Annotated in this window: 21 protein-coding genes; 5 read left to right on the top strand and 16 right to left on the bottom strand. The window is 59.5% G+C overall.

All coding sequences use genetic code 11. The features are described 5' to 3' along the window. Positions 1-4 precede the first annotated feature (4 nt). The 3 genes from ttcA to AB4Z23_RS11010 are packed head-to-tail and all read left to right on the top strand — an operon-like array spanning position 5 to position 2,618. Positions 5-919, top strand: a complete 915-nt coding sequence (ttcA, locus tag AB4Z23_RS11000) for a tRNA 2-thiocytidine(32) synthetase TtcA (RefSeq protein ID WP_421477604.1) — start codon at positions 5-7, stop codon at positions 917-919. Between the two features lie 16 nt (positions 920-935). Continuing rightward, complete coding sequence (locus tag AB4Z23_RS11005; RefSeq protein WP_003516037.1) at positions 936-1,763, top strand: inositol monophosphatase family protein; 828 nt, start codon at positions 936-938, stop codon at positions 1,761-1,763. Between the two features lie 30 nt (positions 1,764-1,793). After that, on the top strand, positions 1,794-2,618 hold the full coding sequence (locus tag AB4Z23_RS11010) for an inositol monophosphatase family protein (RefSeq protein WP_003516036.1): 825 nt from the start codon (positions 1,794-1,796) through the stop codon (positions 2,616-2,618). A 74-nt stretch (positions 2,619-2,692) separates the two neighbouring features. On the opposite strand, the gene AB4Z23_RS11015 is transcribed toward AB4Z23_RS11010, so the two are convergent. The 4 genes from AB4Z23_RS11015 to AB4Z23_RS11030 all read right to left on the bottom strand — a co-directional run bounded on the left by AB4Z23_RS11015 (position 2,693) and on the right by AB4Z23_RS11030 (position 5,192). Beyond that, a complete protein-coding gene (locus AB4Z23_RS11015; protein ID WP_026331057.1) occupies positions 2,693-3,901 on the bottom strand; it encodes a multidrug effflux MFS transporter in 1,209 nt (402 codons plus the stop codon). Between the two features lie 138 nt (positions 3,902-4,039). After that, entirely contained in the window at positions 4,040-4,375 is a 336-nt protein-coding gene (gene grxD / locus AB4Z23_RS11020) for a Grx4 family monothiol glutaredoxin (protein WP_003516034.1), read from the bottom strand. 137 nt (positions 4,376-4,512) lie between these two features. Continuing rightward, a complete protein-coding gene (locus tag AB4Z23_RS11025; RefSeq protein ID WP_441360108.1) occupies positions 4,513-4,944 on the bottom strand; it encodes a hypothetical protein in 432 nt (143 codons plus the stop codon). Further along, positions 4,941-5,192 (bottom strand): hypothetical protein, encoded by a 252-nt coding sequence (locus tag AB4Z23_RS11030; RefSeq protein ID WP_013636391.1) that lies wholly within the window; start codon positions 5,190-5,192, stop codon positions 4,941-4,943. The genes AB4Z23_RS11025 and AB4Z23_RS11030 overlap by 4 nt, the downstream gene beginning before the upstream one ends. Before the next feature lie 109 nt (positions 5,193-5,301). On the opposite strand from AB4Z23_RS11030, the gene AB4Z23_RS11035 reads away from it, so the two are divergent. After that, positions 5,302-6,450, top strand: a complete 1,149-nt coding sequence (locus AB4Z23_RS11035; protein WP_441360109.1) for a hypothetical protein — start codon at positions 5,302-5,304, stop codon at positions 6,448-6,450. 136 nt (positions 6,451-6,586) lie between these two features. On the opposite strand, the gene AB4Z23_RS11040 is transcribed toward AB4Z23_RS11035, so the two are convergent. The 4 genes from AB4Z23_RS11040 to AB4Z23_RS11055 form a co-directional block, all read right to left on the bottom strand. Beyond that, positions 6,587-6,820, bottom strand: a complete 234-nt coding sequence (locus AB4Z23_RS11040) for a BolA family protein (RefSeq protein WP_003516012.1) — start codon at positions 6,818-6,820, stop codon at positions 6,587-6,589. A 16-nt stretch (positions 6,821-6,836) separates the two neighbouring features. Then, the gene (gene purL, locus AB4Z23_RS11045) at positions 6,837-9,071 is read right to left on the bottom strand and encodes a phosphoribosylformylglycinamidine synthase subunit PurL (protein ID WP_441360110.1); all 2,235 of its coding nucleotides are present in this window, start codon (positions 9,069-9,071) and stop codon (positions 6,837-6,839) included. Positions 9,072-9,185: 114 nt separating this feature from the next. Beyond that, the gene (locus tag AB4Z23_RS11050) at positions 9,186-9,776 is read right to left on the bottom strand and encodes an acyloxyacyl hydrolase (protein WP_421477608.1); all 591 of its coding nucleotides are present in this window, start codon (positions 9,774-9,776) and stop codon (positions 9,186-9,188) included. A gap of 107 nt (positions 9,777-9,883) precedes the next feature. Beyond that, positions 9,884-11,302 carry an aminotransferase-like domain-containing protein gene (locus tag AB4Z23_RS11055; protein ID WP_003516009.1) on the bottom strand — a complete coding sequence of 473 codons (1,419 nt, stop codon included), beginning with the start codon at positions 11,300-11,302 and terminating at the stop codon, positions 9,884-9,886. Between the two features lie 93 nt (positions 11,303-11,395). On the opposite strand from AB4Z23_RS11055, the gene AB4Z23_RS11060 reads away from it, so the two are divergent. Then, positions 11,396-11,701 carry a DUF1127 domain-containing protein gene (locus AB4Z23_RS11060; RefSeq protein WP_003516008.1) on the top strand — a complete coding sequence of 102 codons (306 nt, stop codon included), beginning with the start codon at positions 11,396-11,398 and terminating at the stop codon, positions 11,699-11,701. Between the two features lie 132 nt (positions 11,702-11,833). On the opposite strand, the gene AB4Z23_RS11065 is transcribed toward AB4Z23_RS11060, so the two are convergent. The 8 genes from AB4Z23_RS11065 to rpe form a co-directional block, all read right to left on the bottom strand. Further along, the gene (locus AB4Z23_RS11065; protein WP_441360111.1) at positions 11,834-12,241 is read right to left on the bottom strand and encodes a hypothetical protein; all 408 of its coding nucleotides are present in this window, start codon (positions 12,239-12,241) and stop codon (positions 11,834-11,836) included. Between the two features lie 83 nt (positions 12,242-12,324). Beyond that, on the bottom strand, positions 12,325-12,996 hold the full coding sequence (gene purQ, locus AB4Z23_RS11070; protein ID WP_003516005.1) for a phosphoribosylformylglycinamidine synthase subunit PurQ: 672 nt from the start codon (positions 12,994-12,996) through the stop codon (positions 12,325-12,327). A gap of 19 nt (positions 12,997-13,015) precedes the next feature. Next, complete coding sequence (gene purS / locus AB4Z23_RS11075; protein WP_003495372.1) at positions 13,016-13,258, bottom strand: phosphoribosylformylglycinamidine synthase subunit PurS; 243 nt, start codon at positions 13,256-13,258, stop codon at positions 13,016-13,018. A 55-nt stretch (positions 13,259-13,313) separates the two neighbouring features. Further along, the gene (gene purC, locus AB4Z23_RS11080) at positions 13,314-14,078 is read right to left on the bottom strand and encodes a phosphoribosylaminoimidazolesuccinocarboxamide synthase (protein ID WP_003516002.1); all 765 of its coding nucleotides are present in this window, start codon (positions 14,076-14,078) and stop codon (positions 13,314-13,316) included. 183 nt (positions 14,079-14,261) lie between these two features. Beyond that, positions 14,262-14,825, bottom strand: coding sequence for an alpha/beta hydrolase (locus AB4Z23_RS11085; RefSeq protein ID WP_003516000.1), 564 nt, complete (start codon positions 14,823-14,825; stop codon positions 14,262-14,264). A gap of 69 nt (positions 14,826-14,894) precedes the next feature. Next, positions 14,895-16,202: an adenylosuccinate lyase gene (purB, locus tag AB4Z23_RS11090; protein WP_025593893.1), complete on the bottom strand. Its 1,308-nt coding sequence runs from the start codon at positions 16,200-16,202 to the stop codon at positions 14,895-14,897. Positions 16,203-16,309: 107 nt separating this feature from the next. Next, entirely contained in the window at positions 16,310-16,846 is a 537-nt protein-coding gene (locus tag AB4Z23_RS11095; protein ID WP_441360112.1) for a hypothetical protein, read from the bottom strand. A gap of 61 nt (positions 16,847-16,907) precedes the next feature. Beyond that, positions 16,908-17,585, bottom strand: coding sequence for a ribulose-phosphate 3-epimerase (gene rpe, locus AB4Z23_RS11100; RefSeq protein ID WP_003515995.1), 678 nt, complete (start codon positions 17,583-17,585; stop codon positions 16,908-16,910). Positions 17,586-17,708: the final 123 nt, after the last annotated feature.

A 17,708-nucleotide genomic window follows, 5' to 3' on the forward strand; every position in this document is an offset into this window, starting at 1 on the left:
AATCATGAACATTGTCACCAGCATCGCAGATGAGGTCGAGGCCGATCAGGACCTGGCCGGAGAAAATGGCGCTTCGCATCCGCTGTTCGACGCGGCGCCCCGTTCCGTCTCCTTCAACAAGCTGCGCAAGCGGCTGTTGCGCAATGTACGTCAGGCCTTCGGTGATTTTGGCATGCTGAACGGCCAAAAGCGCTGGCTGGTAGGCCTTTCCGGCGGCAAGGACAGCTACGGTCTTCTGGCRCTGCTGCTTGAYYTGAAGTGGCGCGGCCTTTTGCCCGTGGAACTCATTGCCTGCAATCTGGATCAGGGCCAGCCGAATTTCCCAAAGCACGTCCTGCCGGAATATCTGGCGAARATCGGCGTCGCACATCGCATCGAATATCGCGACACTTATTCCGTTGTGAAGGAAAAGGTGCCGGCGGGTGGCACCTATTGTTCGCTCTGTTCGCGGCTGCGGCGCGGCAATCTCTACCGTATTGCGCGGGAAGAGGGCTGCGACGCGCTCGTGCTCGGCCATCACCGSGAGGATATTCTCGAGACCTTCTTCATGAACTTCTTCCATGGCGGCCGTCTGGCTGGCATGCCGGCAAAGCTGATGAACGACGAGGGCGACCTGATGGTGCTGCGCCCGCTTGCCTATTGCGCCGAAGAGGATATGGCGAAATTCGCGGCGGCGATGGAATTCCCGATCATTCCCTGTGACCTCTGCGGCTCGCAGGACGGGCTTCAGCGCAATGCCATGAAGGAGATGCTGGCTGACATCGAAAGGCGTATGCCGGGCCGCAAGGACGTGATGCTGCGGGCGCTTGCCCATGTCAATCCATCGCATCTGCTCGACCCGAAGCTTTTTGATTTCTCGGCGCTTTGTGTCACCGGGGCGTCACCTGAAGAGCGTACGGAGGCCAGCCCTCCCTTATGAAGAAGTGCCCTTAGCGATGACCCTTTCCGATAAAGATATCGACTTTCTGATTTCCACCGTTGCCGCTGCCGGCCGCCAGGAAATCATGCCCCGCTTCCGCAATCTCGACGCAGGCGCGATTTCCGAAAAGACCTCTGCGGTCGATCTCGTCACCGAGGCGGATATTCTGACGGAAAAGGCGATAACCGCCGCTCTTCTGCAACGGTTTCCGAAGGCCCATATTGTCGGCGAAGAGGCCTATGACGCGGATCAATCCGTTATTCCTGCCCTTGCCGATGCACCATTTGCCTTCGTGATCGATCCAATCGACGGCACTTTCAACTATGCTTCCGGTTTTCCAGCTTTCGGCACGCTGCTCGCCGTCACCGTCAAGGGTGAGACGGTCGCAGGCATCATCCACGATCCTGTCATGGGTGATACCATCCTTGCTCTCAAAGGCGAGGGCGCTTATCTCCACCGCAAGGACGGCTCACAGGCAAGGCTCAAGGTTGCCGATCCCCTGCCATTGTCTGAAATGGTCGGCATATTTTCCTGGGGTCACAGCCATGAGGATCGCCGCCCGGTGATCGCCGCCAATATGGCCAAGATCAAGATGGCGCTTTCAATCAATTGCTCGGCTCATGAATATTGGCTTGCCTCGACTGGCAAGCTGCACTTCATCGGCCACGAAAAGCTGATGCCCTGGGATCATCTCGCCGGCGTTCTCATTCATCAGGAAGCGGGCGGCTACACGGCCCGTTTCGACAATACGCCCTACCGGCCAGGACAGACGACAGGCGGCATCCTGTCGGCACCCGACAAGGAAAGCTGGAAGATGCTGCGCCGGGAAATCGTGGCCTTATAATATTGATGCTTAAATAGAAGGATATCGCCCATGGCTATCGAACTCGACATCGCCTCTCTCGCCAATGCGCTTCAGGAGGCGGCGGCAGTGGAAATCCTGCCGAGGTTCCGTAATCTGGGTGAGGGCGACGTCAGGATAAAGAGCGAGGCGATAGACCTCGTAACCGAGGCTGACGAGGCTGCTGAGCGGCTGATCCGCGCCCGCGTGCAGGAAATCATGCCGCAGGCGCTGTTCATCGGTGAAGAGGCGGTTGCGGCGGATGCCTCGCTGCTTGGCAAGCTTGCGGATGCGGATCTTGCCGTGGTGGTCGATCCGATCGATGGCACCTACAACTTCGCGTCGGGCCTGCCGCTGTTTGGCGTGATGATGAGCGTCATCTCCAAGGGCGAGACCGTTGCCGGTCTCATYTTCGATCCGATGGGCAATGACTGGGCGATTGCCGAAAAGGGTTCCGGCGCATGGCTTTGTGCCGCCGATGGTTCGCAGACGCAGATGTCCGTCGTGCCCGCACCGGCACTGTCGCAGATGGTCGGCATCGCCAACACCGGTTATTTTGACGTGGAGACCCGCCGCAAGATTCTCATGAACCTCGCGGATGTGCGGCTCTTCACCAGCTACCGTTGTGCTGCGCATGAATACCGCGTGTTCTGCGGCGGCCACATGCATTTCCTGATGTACAACAAGCTGATGCCCTGGGATCATCTCGCTGGCACCCTGCTTTCGCAGGAAGCGGGCGCCTACGCCGCCCGTTTCGACGGCTCGCCTTACCTGCCGCGCCACCTTGAGGGTGGCCTGCTGCTTGCTCCTGATCAGGAGACATGGGAATTGCTGCGCGAGAAGATTTTCACGGTTTGAGTGAAGTTCGGCTTTGATCAACAAAAAAGGGCGCGGAACCGAGTTCCGCGCCCTTTTTATTTGTCTGTCCGCCCTTAGTGCGTCGGCTTGTTGTGGGCCTGAAACAGCACGCCCTTTTCTCCGATCAGCACGAAGACGAGGCCGATAATGGAGACGGCGAAGAAGCCGGCTACCATTGGCAGCGCCGTGCCATCGAAAGCCTGACCGATAACRGCACCGATCAGCGAACCGCCGACGGTTCCCATGAAGCCAATGACGGACGAGGCCGTGCCGGCGACATGGCCAAGCGGCTCCATGGCGAGCGAGTTGAAGTTCGAGCCGATCCAGCCGAACTGGAACATGGCAAGCGCGAAGAACACGATGAAGATCGCAAAGGGCATCGGTTCCGGCCCAACCATCTGTACCACCAGCCACACGAAGGTGATGGCGATGAAGCCGAGCAGCGACCCGTGCGACAGCTTGCGCATGCCAAACCTGCCGACAAGCCTTGCATTGATGAAGGACGAGAAGGCCATGAACAGGGCGACGCCCGCAAAAGCGGCCGCAAACCATGCGCCCAGCCCGTAGATGCCCTTATAGACCTGTTCGGCGGAATTGATGAAGCCGAACAGCGCACCGAAGATGAATGTGCTGGAGAGCGTGTAGCAGAGCGCGATACGGTTGGTGAGCACGATCTTGAAGCCACCGAGGATCGAACGAACCGTGAAAGGCCTGACGTCATCGGCATGCAGGGTTTCCGGCAGGCGGAAATACATCCAGGCGGTCACGACGGCGGCAATTCCGGCCATGAAGGCGAAGATAAGGTGCCAATCACCGAAAAACAGCACGATCTGGCCAGTGCCGGGTGCGATGACCGGAACGACCATGAATACCATCATGATCAGCGACATGACTTCCGCCATCTGACGTCCGCCATAGATGTCGCGCACGATCGAAATGGTGATGACGCGCGTCGCCGCAGAGCCGATGCCCTGAATGAAGCGCAGAACCAGCAGGCCAGTGAATGACGGTACGAAGACGACGGCAATGGCCGAGACGATGTAGATTGCCAGCCCGACGAGCATCGGCTTGCGGCGCCCGAAACGGTCCGAGATCGGTCCGTACAGAAGCTGGGCAATGCCGAARCCTAGAAGATAGCTGGAAATGACGTATTGACGGTGGTTTTCATTCACGACGCCAAGTGACGCGCCGATTTCCTGAAGGCCGGGAAGCATGATGTCGATGGCAAGCGCATTCAGCGCCATCAGCATCGCGGCAAGCGCGATGAATTCCGTGCGCCCCATCGAAACGGCGCGCGAAGTGGTGGATTGTGAAAGTTCTGTCACAGGATTGCCCCAAAAAGAACGGCAAAGGCGTTGCATGAAGCAACGCCTGGCATAAGTTTTCTGACAATCAGGGTGGGCCGGATGAACCGGCCGAAATCAGGCCGCGCCGCGGACGCTGATACCCTGTTCTTGGAAGTGATTTTGAAGTTCACCGGACTGGAACATCTCTCTTACGATGTCACAGCCGCCGACGAATTCGCCCTTGACGTAGAGCTGCGGGATGGTCGGCCAGTTGGAATAATCCTTGATGCCCTGACGGATGTCGGCATCGGCGAGCACATTGACGCCCTTGTAGTCGACGCCGAGATAATCGAGGATCTGTACGACCTGACCGGAAAAACCGCACTGCGGGAATTGCGGGGTGCCCTTCATGAAAAGAACGATGTCGTTGCTCTTCACTTCGCTGTCGATCATATCGTGAATGCCGCTCATAGGCCTATTCCTTTCACATGCGGTTCAAGGCCGCTGCTTTGACTTTGTCCCTAAATAACATGTCGCGGCGCGATTTCCACCCGGGAAGCGTAAAAAATGCGCTGGTGTGGTATCGCTAAGTGAAGGTCGCAACCCCGCTACCAGCGCGTCGTCCCGGGCGGGTAAGAAAAGTTGAGCATTATCTTCCCGATAGGCTCCCGCCGCCTGAAGACTGATTTTATTATCGGGCCTGATCTGCCGTTATAAATATTGAGTTCCTGTTTGTTGTCGAACGTCATGGTTTCGTGCCCGCTATTCAGTGAGCAGTCATCCTTGCACTTGATTTCGATCTCGCTAGAGAAGCGACCCGCTTTGATATCGATAATTAGTTTTGGACTTTTCTGGTCCACCAGGCGGCAGGTGTTGCCGGTTTTGCAGAAGGCTGTGCCGGATATCCGATCAGCACCATCAAGCTCCACGACGAAGCCGATCTTGATCTCTTTGCTGCTCTTAACCTCTGCGGCACCTTGTAGCGGCCCCGAAATCGCCAACACTAAAAAGGTGGGAAGCASGCKGAGGTGATGCATCATCGAAGCCGCTGTCTGCTGCGGGCGGCGGCGGTGCGTCTTTTGCTCACCTGTTTTTTGGCCGGCTTGGGTTTGACGGCTGCTTTGATTGCCGCTTCCAGCACGGAGCCGACGATGCCGCCTGCGAGGGACGTGTTGCTTTTGGTCCGGCGGCGGATGCGGCGGGTTTTGCGAAGACCTGTCTTGGCGAGGACTTCGGACAGAGCGCCTTTGACGACGCCGTTTAGCAATTGATCGACGATCCCAGACAAAATTCCCTCGCAACAAATAAATCATATTTCCGTCGCGTTTTTTACTATACGTGCATCGCCCACTGTATCAAGCGATCCTTTCGGGTGTCTCCAGCCCGAGGGTTTATGCATGCCGACCGTCAAGTCACGACTTGTTCTTTATTTCCCGGGCTTCGATCCGCTCGATGCGGCTGCGCATCATCTGCGCTATCAGCGGGCGGCAGCGCTTGCTGGCAAGACGTGGGATGTCAATTATGCCGTGGGTGCGCTGGAGAACTCTCCGGCTGGCGAAACATTCTCGGTTGAGGCCTCGGCCGGCGACTGGCGGACGCGTTCCACGATCTTCGTCTACGACCACAATGCGGTGATATCGCGCCTGCGGGATGCGCCACTCTGGCGGCAGATCGCACTAGGCTTTGCGGCTGCGGCCGGTATCGTCGCGGAAGGTGGGGCAGGGCGTTACCTCCGTCATGCCTGGCGTTTCGGCCTGTTCTTCATTTTCCCGTTTCTGCTGATGCTGGTGGGTGGTGCGCTTGCGGCGGGGATCGCGCTCTCGCCATGGCTGTTCGGTTTGCCGCTCTGGTTGCTTGCGATCAGTCTTCCCGCTGCGGTCTTGTTCTTCGTGAAGGCGTTTCTGCCTTTCGCCGAGTGGTTTCATACGTTGCATCTTTATGCCGATTGGCGCTTTGCGCTGGCCGTAGGGCGCGATCAGCCGATTGCCCGCAACTGGATCGAAGAGAAGGCAGCCCTCGTTCTCAAGGCGCTGGAGCAGCCGTCTGAGGAGGTTCTGGTCGTGTCGCATAGCATGGGCGCCAGCCTGGCGCTCGCCGTGATAGGCCGTGTGCTGGAACTGCGGCCAGATGCGCTGGATGGCCGGAAGCTGTCCTTTGCGACGCTCGGTGGCGCTGCGCTGCAATGCGCGCTGCTGTCGAGTGCGGACAGGCTTCGCCAGAGCGTCGGCGTGATTGCGCGTCACCCTGAAGTGACATGGTTCGATATCCAGTGCCTGACGGATCCGATCCACCTCTACCGCTGCAACACCGTGGCGCTGACCGGGCACAAGGATGCGCCGCAGCCGAAGATCGTGCCGATCCGTTTCAAGCACTCGCTTTCACCCGATCGCTACAAAAAGAACAAGCGCAACTTCCTGCGCATGCACCGGCAATATGTTCTGGGGCCGGACCGCAAGTCCGGTTACGATTTTACCCTGCTGACGGCTGGGCCGTTGCCGGCTGCCTCCTTTGCCGATCTGGAATCGCAGCAGCCACCTGTTTTGTAAGCGGCACGCGCCATTTGCCGGAAAAGAAAAGGCCCGCGTGACAGTCTCACGCGGGCCTTTTTCAATCCATGGCTTCAAGCGTTACCGCGGCAAGGACAGTGAAACCGTCCTGCCGGAGACGCTTTTCCGGGCGCAGTCATTCGGGAGCCGAGGTCTGCAGGGCAAGGGCGTGCAGAACACCGCCCATATTGCCCTTCAGCGCGTCATAGACCATCTGGTGCTGCTGCACGCGGGTCTTGCCCTTGAAAGCATCCGCGACGACTTCCGCCGCGTAATGATCGCCATCACCGGCCAGATCGCGGATCGTGACCTTTGCCCCGGGAATTCCCGCCTTAATCATGTCTTCAATGTCGCCGGGTTTCATGGGCATGGTGTATCTCCTTAATTCATTCTGTGGCGATTAGAGTTTCGCCATCCATGAATTGAGGGAACCACGATTCATAGGCCAAGTGCAATTCTTTAATCTCGATAGCGCGTGCCGTGCCCAGCTTTACGCTTGAGCCGCCGGTGACGCCGATCGCCGGGCAGGAAACGCCCGCTGCCTTCGCTGCCGCGCGCACTTCATCCAGATCGCTCTTCTTGACGGTCAGCACATAACGTCCCTGATCTTCGCCATAGAAGGTGAGGACGGGGTTATGGCCCTCGACCGCGTCGATCGTCGCGCCGATGCCGGAGGAAATTGCCATTTCGGCAACCGCGAGAGCCAGGCCGCCCGAGGAGCAATCGTGAACCGCTGTGGCAAGACCGTCTGCGATAAGGGCGCGGACGAAATCGCCATTTCTCTTTTCAGCTTCCAGATCGACATGCGGTGCCGGGCCATCGATGCGGCCATGCACGTCGCGCATGTARACGGACTGGGCAATATGGGTGCCAAGACCGGCAGGCGCGCCCGCCAGCAGCACGACTTCGTCCGMGGCGGCAAAGCGGATGCGCGCCATACGGCCCCAGTCCTTCAGCAGGCCAACGCCGCCGATGGTGGGGGTGGGCAGGATCGCCTGACCGTTGGTCTCGTTGTAGAGCGAGACGTTGCCGGAAACGATCGGGAATTCCAGTACGCGGCAGGCTTCGCCGATGCCCTTGATGGCATGGACGAGCTGGCTCATGATCTCGGGCTTTTCCGGATTGCCGAAATTGAGGTTGTCGGTGGCCGCGAGCGGCAAAGCGCCGGTTGCGGTGATGTTGCGCCAGCATTCGGCCACGGCCTGCTTGCCGCCTTCAAAGGCGTCTGCCTCGACATAACGCGGTGTCACGTCGGAGGAGAAGGCCAGCGCCTTCTTGTCATGGCCTTCAACGCGGACAACGCCGGCATCGCCACCCGGCAGCTGCAGGGAATTGCCCTGGATCAGCGTGTCATACTGCTCGTAGACCCAGCGGCGCGAGGAGTTGTTGGCAGAACCGACCAGCGACACCAATGCGTCGGCAATGTCTGCATCAGGAACGTCGTTCTCCGCAAGCGGAGCCTGAACCCTGGCGGGCGTCCACGGGCGGTCGTATTCCGGAGCCTGATCACCGAGATCCTTGATCGGAAGGTTGGCGACTTCCTCGCCATTGTGCAGCACCCGGAAACGCAGGTCGTCGGTGGTCTTGCCGACGATGGCGAAGTCCAGGCCCCATTTGACGAAGATCGCCTTGGCGACTTCTTCCTTGGAGGGCTCGAGAACCATGAGCATGCGCTCCTGGCTTTCCGATAGCATCATTTCGTAGGCCGTCATGCGCTCTTCGCGCACCGGTACGGCGTTGAGATCGAGTTCGATACCGAGATCGCCCTTGGCGCCCATTTCGACGGCCGAGCAGGTAAGGCCGGCGGCACCCATGTCCTGAATGGCGATGACCGCACCTGTTTTCATCAGCTCGAGGCAGGCTTCCAGCAGGCACTTTTCGGTGAAGGGGTCGCCGACCTGAACGGTTGGGCGCTTTTCTTCGATCGACTCATCAAATTCGGCAGAGGCCATGGTCGCGCCGCCGACGCCGTCGCGGCCGGTCTTCGCACCGAGATACACCACCGGCAGGCCGACGCCCTTGGCTTCCGAAAGGAAGATCGCATCGGACTTGGCAAGTCCGGCGGCAAAGGCGTTGACGAGGATGTTGCCGTTATAGCGGGGATCGAATTCCACTTCGCCGCCGACGGTCGGCACGCCGAAGGAGTTGCCGTAGCCGCCGACACCGGCGACGACGCCAGCCACGAGGTGGCGGGTCTTCGGATGGTCGGGTGCGCCGAAACGTAGCGCATTCATGGCTGCGATCGGGCGTGCGCCCATGGTGAAGACATCGCGCAGGATGCCGCCCACGCCGGTTGCCGCACCCTGATAGGGCTCGATGTAGGACGGATGGTTGTGGCTTTCCATCTTGAAGACGACGCAGTCGCCATCATCGATATCCACCACGCCGGCATTTTCGCCRGGGCCTTGAATGACGCGCGGGCCCGTGGTGGGCAGGGTCTTCAGCCATTTCTTGGAGGACTTGTAGGAGCAGTGCTCGTTCCACATGGCCGAGAAAATGCCAAGCTCGGTAAAGCTCGGCTCCCGTCCGATCAGGTCGAGGATACGCTGGTATTCGTCGGGCTTTAGCCCGTGGGATGCAACGAGTTCCGGGGTGATCTTGATGGAGTTTGGAATCGACATAGGTCTCACGCGGTTCGAGCCGAGGAAAGTTTCCGGTTCTTTAGCGCAAGAGGCCTCTCCGTGCGACAGGAAAATGCGCAGTTTTGCCAGCAAAACGCTGCTTTGTTGGGTTATTCAGAACTTGTAGCCGACCATAAGTCCGACACGCGTCAGCCCGTCATTGGGGCCGTCGCACAGATTGGCATGGGAGGCATGTTCGATCTGGGTCGAAATATTCCAGTTGCTGTTGAAGCGATATCCGATGGCGGCATATTCATGAAAAAGCACGCGGCAACCGAATTCCGCGCCAGTTTCGCCTGGACCGTTTCGCAGCCTGCCGTCATGCCACAGGCCGCCAAAGCCTAGGTCGACGAAAATCTTCGGATTGAGGTCGAAGGTCCAGTTGATACCGCCGTAAATGGTATTTGCTTCGCCCTCGGTGCCGATTTCCGCACCCAGATGCAGACGCGGTCGGGCAAGCTTTTCGCCAAAGGTGACGGCCGAGGCGCTCGCGAAAGGATCGAAATAGGCAGTGAAGGCCGGGAATACACCATCTTCGCCGCCACCACTGCGATCGGCGAGCGAGGTTGTGACCCCGAAACGCAATTCATCGAACACCGTGCCGTCTGCGGCGGCGGCCGGCGTCATGTCACTCAACACACATGCTGCGAAAACCATCGCGAGAGCAACAAATGCCCTGGCGGATATGGAACTGAATGCTGCCATCGAATCATTCCCCGCTCCGAAGTAGGGAAAGGATGGCAGATTCGTCGGCGTGGTAAATAATGAGTTACTGAATTAGGGGGCGTGTTGCAGGAAAGACTCGTTCCCGCTCACGCCTCGCTTTCGTAACCGGCTGAACCATTGTCGAGCAAATGCCGCAGGATACCCAGGGCATGCTTCAGTTCTTCCTGGTTTGACGGCCCGGAAAGGCTGATGCGGACACGGTGGTAAACCTTCTCCGTGCGCCCGGCCTTGAACTCGTCCTCGTCGTCTATCAGCACACCTTCCTTCATGGCRGCGCTGCGGAAGGTTCCAGACAGCCACGGTTCAGGCAGCCTCAGCCACAGAAAGGCGATGTCYGGCAGGGAGTTGAATTCCAGCCCSGCAAARATGCGTCTAGCGAGGGCCTCGCGCTGGTTGATCTCGGCGATACAGTCCTTGCGTATGTCGTCTGCGTCGCCGCTGTTGACGAGGCGTGCATTCAGTTCGGCGAGCATGAACGGTAGTCCGCCGGTTATCATCGAATGCGAAATGCGAATTCTCGAGGCGAATTGCGCCGGGCAGGCGACCCAGCCACCCCTGACGCCGGCGGAAACGGATTTCGACAGGCCGCCGACGACGAAAGTAAGATCGGGCGCGAATTCCGCAATGAGTGGGATCGCATCCCGCGTCATGGCGCCATAGAGATTGTCCTCCACGATCCATACGCCGTATCTGCGGGCGATATCGGCGATCGCCCGCCGCCGCTCCTCGGGCAGGGTGGCGCAGGTCGGGTTCTGGCCCGCCGACATCAGGAAGATCATTTTTGGATGCTGTTGGGCGCAAACGCGCTCGAAATCATCGGGGATGATGCCTTTCTCATCCACTTCCACCAGTGTTACCCGCCGTCCGGCAAGGGCGGCGCTGCGGCTGATATGGGAATAGGTGAGGGGTTCGAAAACGATACGGTCGCCCGGCGCGGTCATTGCCGTTACCACACTCATCACCGCAGCATGGGCGCCAAGCGTCGAAACGATGTTTTCCGGTTTCGGCGACCAGCCGTTCTGTGAAAGCCAGCGAACGCCCGCCATGCACCAGTTGTCGGGAAAGGAGCGGGTGTAGTTGGAAATTTCGAACGGATGCTCTCTCGTCACGGCCTCGACGTGTTTGCTGACCAGCGCGCTCTGCCCGACATCGGGAGCAGCCGTGGTGTTCAGGCGGAATTCGGCGCTGGTGTCCACCGCGTAGCGCGTGCCGCCGAATGCCGATGCCGTCGGTTCCACGCGTGATAACGGGGCGGCAGCCTTACGCTCGTTGACATAGGTGCCACGGCCGACTTCGCCGCTGACGAGGCCGCGTTCGTGGATGAGGGCATATGCCCGGCTGATTGTACCGATTGTAACGCCCAGATCGAAAGCGAGATTGCGTTGCGGCGGCAATTTCGACCCGGCCTGCAAGATGCCATCCGAAATTGCGCCTTCGATCTTGTCCGCGAGGCGAAGGTAGATGGGGCCGTTGCCCTCGGTGATATCAGGAAGCCAATTTGTCATGGTGACAATTTATGCATTGTATCTATCCGCAAGTCAATTGTATTTATCGGATGCAGTCAATGAGATCAAACGCACGGAGACAATAGGTGCAATATGCGCAAGATGGATCAATACCTTTCGACAGCGGATACGCTTTATCCTGACGGCTACGAACGGGAACGCGTGTTCCGCGATACCGGCGACATGGTCGCACCGTCGCCCTTTCCGGCCCGGATCGCTCACACGCTTATTGGCCGCCTGATTGCGGGATTGTCCAACTGGCATGGCAAACGTCAGGGACGGCTTGCCTTGCGGGAATTGTCCGACGATCTTCTGGACGATATCGGCGTTACGCGGGACGAGGCCTTGAAGGAGGCCGCGAGATCGCAGCTGTTTTCATGGCCGTCGCGGCCGCTTTGATTTTCTGCCGGAGAGCGGCGCCATCTTTCCCCGGTGCCTGAACAGCCATTCGGCAGGCCCGCCACGCCAGTCCCAACCGGCGTCGGCGGGTCTTTTTTGTATTTGGYMRGCTTTTAGCGCAGTTTTGCTCGATCAGCAGCCCTTKCCGCCATTCGCCCAGCGTTTGACGTCGGTTGCGATGCGCCCGGAGATGGCTTCGTTCATAACGGGGCCGAAGGCGTCGAGCTTTGCCGGGTTGCCTTCTGCCTGAATAACCAGCATCGGGCGCGATTCCGGGCTGTTGCGCGGTACGAGCAGAATGCGCGGACGGCCCGAGAAGGAGTTGAGTTCGGGCGCCAGGCGATAGGCCTTGAACGCCGGATCGCCCGATTTGAACCAGCAAGCATTGGCGCCAAGCGCGATTCGCTCCATCGTCGGTAATGCCGCACGGGATGCGGAGGACGATGCCGGCTGCGGCTTGGGCTGGCACGCAGCAAGCGCTGCTGCGGCGAGAAGCAATCCAGCGGCCTTCGGGCTGTGGGAACGGAGCAGGCGGTTCATCGCGTCATCCAAGGTAAGGGCCAAAAACTGGAGCCATAAAGAGCATCATCGGGAAGAGGGCAGGCGGATGGCCCGCCCGCTTGTCAGGCTGCGATAACGCCAAGCGCCGAGGCGAAGAGGCCACGGCCGTCATTGCCGCCATGGGCAGCTTCGATCAGGTTTTCCGGGTGCGGCATCATGCCGAGAACGTTGCCCTTGGCGTTGATGACGCCGGCAATGTCGTTCAGCGAACCGTTCGGATTGGTGCCATCTGCATAACGGAAAACGACCTGACCGTTGTCTTCGACGGACTTAAGCTCATCCGTATCGAGGAAATAGTTGCCGTCGTGGTGGGCGACGGGGCAGCGCAGAACCTGGCCCTTGTCATAGGCGCGGGTGAATTCGGTGTCGTTGTTGACGACTTCGAGTTTCACTTCGCGGCAGACGAATTTCAGCGAGGCGTTGCGCATCAGCGCGCCCGGCAGCATGCCCGCTTCGACCAAAATCTGGAAGCCGTTGCAGACGCCGAGAACCTTGACGCCCTGTTCAGCCTTTTCGCGAATGGCCTGCATGACCGGCATGCGTGCAGCAATYGCRCCGCAACGCAGATAGTCGCCATAGGAAAAGCCGCCCGGAATGACGATCAGGTCGACATCCGGGATAGTCGTCTCCGTCTGCCAGATGGTGACGGGCGCCTTGCCGGAGATTTTCGTGAGTGCCGCGATCATGTCGCGATCGCGGTTGAGGCCGGGAAGTTGGACGACAGCGGATTTCATGGTCGGCGGCTCCTGCGGCTTAGAGAATGGCGATAGAATAGTTTTCGATAACCGTATTGGCCAGGAGCTTTTCGCACATCGCCTTCAGGTCGGTCTCGGCCTTGGCCTTGTCTGCACCTTCCAGTTCCAGGTCGAAGACCTTGCCCTGACGGACATGGCCGACGCCACCGAAACCGAGGCTGCCGAGTGCGCCTTCGATTGCCTTGCCCTGCGGATCGAGAACGCCGTTCTTCAGCGTAACAGTCACCCGTGCCTTGATCACCTGATCTTCTCCTGATTTTACCTTGCTAGGCCGATATTATTTCACGAGGCCGAAATTACTTTACCAGGACAGGGCCGGTGCCGCGGATCGGTTCGTTTTCATTGATGATGCCGAGACGGCGTGCCACTTCGGAATAGGCTTCCACGAGGCCGCCCATGTCGCGGCGGAACAGGTCCTTGTCCATTTTTTTCTGGGTCTCGATGTCCCACAGGCGGCAGCTATCGGGCGAAATCTCGTCGGCGAGGATGATGCGCATCATGTCGCCTTCGAACAGGCGGCCGCATTCGATCTTGAAGTCGACCAGCTGGATGCCGACGCCCAAGAACAGGCCGGACAGGAAGTCGTTGACACGGATCGCCAGCGCCATGATGTCGTCAAGCTCGGCAGGGTTGGCCCAGCCGAAGGCCGTGATGTGCTCTTCGGAGACCATCGGGTCTTCAAGCTCGTCGGACTTGTAGTAGAACTCGATGATGGAGCGCGGCAGAACCACGCCTTCATCGATGCCGAGTCGCTTCGACAGCGAGCCGGCGGCGACATTGCGCACGACGATCTCGAGCGGGATCATCTCGACTTCCTTGATCAACTGCTCGCGCATGTTGAGGCGGCGRATGAAGTGTGTGGGAATGCCGATCTTGTTCAGATGCGTGAAGACATATTCACAAATCCGGTTGTTCAACACACCTTTGCCGTCGATGACTTCGTGTTTTTTCTTGTTGAAGGCAGTCGCATCGTCCTTGAAGAACTGGATAAGCGTGCCTGGCTCCGGACCTTCGTAGAGGATCTTGGCCTTGCCTTCGTAAATACGGCGGCGACGGTTCATAATGGCAGGTCTCTTGGTTCACGCCGATTCTGGTGGCGTTGCGTTTCTGTCTTTGAGCGGTCCCATAAAGGAAAAGAGTGCATTCTACAATGCGGCTCGCATATCTTCCCTTCAATTGTTGTGTCGGGCGGAAGAATGTTGCCCGGCCGAAAATCGACCGGCTTCAGCGGCTGGCCACGATGGTCAGGGCTCGTTCACCTTGAGGCGGCTCAGGAACTGGGCAAATACCATGCCACCCTCGGGCCAGGGGCCATGGCCAGACTCGGCGTTGATATGGCCGGACATGCCTGCATCCACCAACATCGCACCCCAGGCGGCGGCAATATCGTCGGCATGTTCGTAGGATCCGAAGGGATCGTTGCGGCTGGCAATTGTGATTGCCGGAAACGGCAATGGATCGCGCGGATAGGGACCGAAGGTCATCAGATGTTTCGGCCTGATATCGGGATTGGCGACATCCGGCGGCGCCACCAGAAGCGCGCCTGCAACCTTCTTGCCGATTTCCGGAAGGGCGTGGATGACGGTCGGCACACCCAGCGAATGAGCGACGATGACAACGGGCTTGGTCGAGGCGTTAACCTCTTCCACCAGCCGCGCGATCCAGTCTTCCTTCACCGGTTTTGACCATTCAGCCTGCTCGACGCGGCGCGCTGTCGAAAGCTTGCGCTCCCAGCGTGTCTGCCAGTGGTCAGGACCGGAATTGGTGTAACCCGGTACGATGAGAATATCTGCTTCTGAAACTTTCATGGGCCCATATCTGTGGTTTCATGCCGTCGCGATCAAGGTCGCGACGGCATTAACTTCGGGAGCCTCGCCTCAGGCGTTGCCGAAGACGCGGGCGAAGATCGTGTCGACATGCTTGGTGTGGTAACCGAGGTCGAATTTTTCGCGGATGACGCTTTCGGGAAGGGCGGCGCGCACTTCCTCGTCGCCCAGCAGTTCCTCAAGGAAATCCGCACCCTGTTCCCAGACCCTCATGGCGTTGCGCTGCACCAGACGGTAGGCGTCCTCGCGGGAAACGCCGGCCTGCGTCAGCGCCAGAAGAACGCGCTGCGAGTGCACGAGGCCGCGGAACTTGTTCATGTTCTTCAGCATGTTGTCGGGATAGATCACCAGCTTTTCGATGACGCCGGCAAGGCGGTTCAGCGCAAAATCGAGGGTGACTGTGGTGTCGGGGCCGATGGCGCGCTCCACGGARGAGTGGCTGATGTCACGCTCATGCCAGAGCGCCACGTTTTCAAGCGCGGGAACGACCGACATGCGCACCAGACGGGCAAGGCCCGTGAGGTTTTCGGTGAGAACCGGGTTACGCTTGTGCGGCATCGCCGACGAACCCTTCTGGCCGGGAGAGAAGAACTCTTCCGCTTCCAGAACCTCGGTGCGCTGCATGTGGCGGATTTCGATGGCGACGTTTTCAATCGACGAGGCGATGACGCCGAGGATGGCGAAGAACATGGCGTGGCGGTCACGCGGGATGACCTGCGTGGAGACCGGCTCGGGCACGAGGCCGAGCTTTGCGCAGACATGTTCCTCGACGCGCGGATCGATATTGGCGAAGGTGCCGACAGCACCGGAGATCGCGCCCGTGGCGATTTCCGCGCGCGCATTGACGAGACGCTCGCGGTTACGATGCATCTCGGCGTAGAAGCGGGCGAAGGTCAGGCCCATCGTGGTCGGCTCGGCGTGGATGCCGTGGCTKCGGCCGATGCGTACCGTGTTCTTGTGTTCGAAAGCGCGGGTCTTGAGCGCCGCCAGCACGCGGTCCATATCGGCCAGCAGCAGATCGGCGGCGCGGACGAGCTGGATGTTGAGGGTTGTGTCAAGCACGTCGGACGAGGTCATGCCCTGGTGGATGAAGCGGCTGTCGGGACCGACGAATTCCGCAAGGTGCGTCAGGAAGGCGATGACGTCGTGTTTGGTGACGGCCTCGATCTCGTCGATGCGGGCGACGTCGAAAGTCGCGCTGCCGCCTTTTTCCCARATGGTCTGTGCGGCCGATTTCGGAATGACGCCGAGYTCGGCCAGCGCGTCACAGGCATGCGCCTCGATCTCGAACCAGATGCGGAATTTTGTTTCCGGCGACCAGATGGCGACCATTTCCGGTCGGGAGTAACGAGGGATCATGGCAATGACTTTCTTTGTGGAGGAATTTTGCTGCCCGTTTAGCAAAGTGTTCCGCGAATCTCAATCTATCAAGCCTTCGCATCGGCTCGATGCGTACATTCAAAATGCTAGAGCGTCCGGTGTACGTCCGAACGGAYGCGTGGCGYTCTGTGCGCACGGCGGCAAAGGATGGCGCCTGCCAGCGCAAGCGGAATGGCGGCAAACGGAAAATAGAGGCCGAGGCCGAGAATGCAGAACTGGTAGATCGCGCCAAGCGAGGTGAAAAATTGCTGGAAAAACCAGATGCGGGAAAATGCCGGCGCGTGCCATTGCGCATAAAAGATGCGGTACTGGAGCGCGAAAAATGCCGCCGCGACCGCGATCGTGAAAAAAGCGATGGCAAGACAGCTTGCCGCAAAACGCAGCGGCAGGCTGGTGGATGCGGGCAGGAAGCGCAAGGCAACCATGGCCAGCGGCCAGCCCAGGAGACCGCCGAAGAAGAACAGCACGGCGATATCGGCGGCATGGTCGGTTTCCAGCCGGTTGCGGAGATAGAGGCCGAGGGTAGCGGTGGCTGCCGAGATGGCGGCCCAGACAAGCGGAGCGAGGAGCGAAAACAGCGCTGCCGGGATGACGTCGTGGAAATTCCGCCTGTCGCTGTTCATCAAAGCCCCCACCCAAACGYCCTGCCGTCCCGTCTCCGGTGTATCCGGCTGCTGTGGCGGGTCAGGACCGGGCGGCTTCCGACACCGAGCGCAACAACGAAACCGTCTTGCGATAGTCTGCGACACCATCGCCCTTGAAGACGGCCGAACCGGCCACSAGTGCGTTGGCACCGGCTGCGACGATGGCGCCGGCTGTCTCCGCCGTCACGCCGCCGTCCACTTCAAGTTCGATCGGCCGGTCGCCGATCATGGCCTTTGCCGCACGGATCTTGTCGAGCATGGCCGGAATGAATTTCTGTCCGCCGAAACCGGGATTGACGCTCATGATCAGCACGAGATCGACATCGTCAAGCACGTTTTCGATGACCGAAAGCGGCGTGGCGGGGTTGAGCGTCACGCCGGCCTTCCTGCCGAGCGTGCGGATGGTCTGGAGTGAGCGATGGAGATGCGGGCCTGCCTCCGCATGGACGGTAATGCCGTCGCAGCCGGCCTTGGCGAAGGCTTCGAGGTAGGGATCGACGGGGGCAATCATCAGGTGGCAGTCGAAAAAGGCATTGCTGTGCGGGCGGAGCGCCTTGATGACGTCAGGACCGAAGGAGATGTTTGGCACGAAATGGCCGTCCATGACATCGAGGTGGATCCAGTCTGCGCCCGCTTCCGTCACATCGGCGACTTCCTGTCCCAGCTTGGCGAAATTGGACGCCAGAATGGACGGTGCAATCCGGATGGGCAGGGACATGGGGCAAACTCCTCTCGACGCGTTGCGTAAGCTGCCTTTAGCATCAAGTATCAGGGTTTGAAACGGCTTGTCGCGCGGTTGCCGCCGGTTTTCAGCCGCAGCTTACTGAATTTCCAGCGATAC

This window comes from Agrobacterium sp. MCAB5, from assembly GCF_052114365.1.
Taxonomy (GTDB): domain Bacteria; phylum Pseudomonadota; class Alphaproteobacteria; order Rhizobiales; family Rhizobiaceae; genus Agrobacterium; species Agrobacterium tumefaciens.